Below are 2915 nucleotides of genomic sequence, written 5' to 3'. Positions count from 1 at the left end.
GCAGGCTATCTTACCAATGCTTATGTCATTGCATATGAGATAACCGGTGATAAACTATACTTGCATCATGCTTACCATGCATTTGAATGGTTCCTGGGCCGAAATCATTTAGGACTCCCTTTATATGATTTTCATACTGGTGCTGTGGCAGACGGTTTCGACTCCCACGGAATTAATGAGAATCAGGGTGCAGAATCTTTAATATGTTTCCTCCTGGCTTTGCTTTCTTTGAAAAGATATTAAAATGTGAGTCTGGCATAACTACCGAAAATTTTCAAAAAATATTCCAAATGTTAGGAAAGAAAAGGTAGATACTTTTAAGTAGTTAGAATCACCAAGTGATTTAATTCCAGGTAATAAAATATAAATATAAATATATCCATTCATGGTCGAAGGTTTTGAAATGAGTGAAAAACATCCTATTGTTATGATATCCAGTTATCCTCCCAGATTGTGTGGTATCGCAACATTCTGTGAAGAGGCCAGGGAATTCATCCAGGAAGCAAATCCTGACAGGGATGTCCTGGTTATCAGCCATACTGATGGTGAGGGGGAAGGGGTATTTCCCATTATTGACATCTCAAAACATGACTGGTGGAAGCCTGTTTATAAAAAAGTGAAGGAACTTGACCCTTATGCAGTGCATCTGGAACATGAATACGGGCTATATGATTATTGTGATTCCAGGGGAAGAGGAGACGGAAACCAGGGGTTTTTAGATTTGCTGGGCGCTATTGGCAAATATCCTACCGTGGTTGAGCCCCATACGGTACATGGCAGGCTGCAGGATTTTGAAGCTAATTTTATTTACAAGATGTGCGAACGCTCAGATGTTGTGCTGTTTAAATGCAACTATCAAAAATGGAGATTGGACTGGACTTTTTCAGGATACGGCTGGAAAACTCCTACCAATATAATGGTAGTTCCCCATGGCGCCAGGCCGGATAAGCAATGGATGAATGAGAAGATACCTGAGTTACGTGAAGAGATCGGTCTTAACAAATACCCTTCCATAGGTGAACATATTGTGGGTTTGGTAGGCTGGATACAATCAAACAAACGTTGGGACATTTTGACCAACATGTGGGAAGAGATAGTCCAGGAGATATGTGACCGCACGGGCAAGGAGTGGGACCTGCTGGCTGCAGGGACCAAGAGGGATGAAAACCATAAACACGATTATGAGAGATATAAACAACAGATTGAAATACTTGAGAAAAAAGGACTTGCCCATTATTATGAATTCATTCCCAGAGGAGAACAATATTATAAAGTTATGGCCATTTGCGATTTTATTGTACTGCCATCCCTCGATGAGACACAATCCGGTACACTGGCCAGGGTCATATCATTGAATAAACCTTATATTACTACAGCTCCTATGGAAGGATTGACATCCCAGACGCTGATAAGTGATGGGGGACTTCTGTTCACAAATCGAGAAATGCTCAGGCAAAATGTTATCCGTCTGGCCTGTGATGAGGATCTTCGACATACTATGAGTAGCAACCTGGATCACTATCTGAACAATGTAGTTTCCTGGCATGTAATAGCCAGGCAGTACAATGAGGCATATGAGCTTGCAAATAAGGCAAAAGCCACCGGAGAAAAGGTAAATCTTCCCCCCGAGTTTTGAGTATATAAGGAGATATGTATTTGAAATGCTGAATAAGAATGAAATATTTCATCGCTCTGAAAAAAATCCCATCCTTACTGCTGATGATTGGCCCTATTCCTGCAATTCCGTTTTCAATCCAGGAGCAATAAAATTCGAAGATCATACTCTACTGCTGGTGCGAGTTGAGGATCATCGTGGTTTTTCTCATTTAACTGCTGCTCGAAGCCGCAATGGTGTAGATGGCTGGGAGATCGATACAAGTCCTACATTAATGCCTGACCCTGCCAACTATCCGGAAGAGATCTGGGGTATCGAAGATCCGCGCATCACCTATATTGAAGAAATAAATCAATGGGCTGTGGTCTATACTGCATATTCTGAGGGAGGTCCTTTAGTCTCAATAGCCACTACCAGAGACTTTCATACATTTGAGCGGATAGGGGCTGTAATGCCGCCGGAAGATAAGGATGCGGCATTGTTTCCAGTGAAATTCAATGGACGATGGGCTATGATTCATCGACCGGTCTCTACATTTGGCGGAGTTGGTGCACATACCTGGATATCATTTTCTTATGACTTCAAACACTGGGGTGACCACAAGATCGTGATTTATGCCCGTAAAGGCGGGTGGTGGGATGCTGATAAGATAGGTCTCTCTCCACCTCCCCTGCGCACACCTGAAGGGTGGTTGATATTATATCATGGGGTTCGCACAACTGTTGCAGGGGGTATCTATCGCCTGGGTCTGGTACTGCTGGATCTTGAAGATCCATCAAGAGTATTGCACCGTTCTGATAACTGGATATTCGGTCCCAAAGAGTGGTATGAACGACAGGGCGATGTAAGTGATGTTGTCTTCCCATGTGGATGGATTGAAGAGAATGGTGAGGTACGTATGTATTACGGCTGTGCAGATACATCTATAGCGCTTGCAACAGCAAAATTATCAGATATCCTTGAATATTTAACGCAATGTTCGACAGAGGAGTAATGTGATCAGGGTCAGTTTATCACTGTCCCGTTTCCCGGGGAACGTCGCTTGGCTCTGAGAACTAACTAAACAAACTTTATATACATCAAACCTAATTGAAGAGTGACATCCCATACACCAATCGGGAGACGTTTTAATATTCATATCTGGCAATATTCCAGGCAGTCTGGTTAATAAAAGAAATCTTCATCGTGTAGGAGGTGTGATTGTAAATGGCTTATCATGAAGAATTATTTCAGCGTTATAAAAATAATCCAATCTTTTCAGCCAGGGACTGGCCTTATCCTGTTAATTCGGTTTTCAATC

Annotated in this window: 2 protein-coding genes; both read left to right on the top strand. The window is 42.3% G+C overall.

Annotation, left to right across the window (positions count from 1 at the left end; genetic code table 11):
• Window positions 1–403: 403 nt before the first annotated feature.
• Window positions 404–1636, top strand: coding sequence for a glycosyltransferase (locus IBX40_12450; GenBank protein MBE0525120.1), 1233 nt, complete (start codon window positions 404–406; stop codon window positions 1634–1636).
• 25 nt (window positions 1637–1661) lie between these two features.
• Window positions 1662–2609, top strand: a complete 948-nt coding sequence (locus tag IBX40_12445; GenBank protein MBE0525119.1) for a glycosidase — start codon at window positions 1662–1664, stop codon at window positions 2607–2609.
• Window positions 2610–2915 lie beyond the last annotated feature (306 nt).

The sequence above is a fragment of the Methanosarcinales archaeon genome, from assembly GCA_014859725.1.
In the GTDB taxonomy this organism is placed as follows: Archaea; Halobacteriota; Methanosarcinia; order Methanosarcinales; family Methanocomedenaceae; genus Kmv04.
The sequence above is the reverse complement of the archived record's forward strand: the minus strand, read 5'-3'. Positions and strand labels throughout refer to the sequence as shown.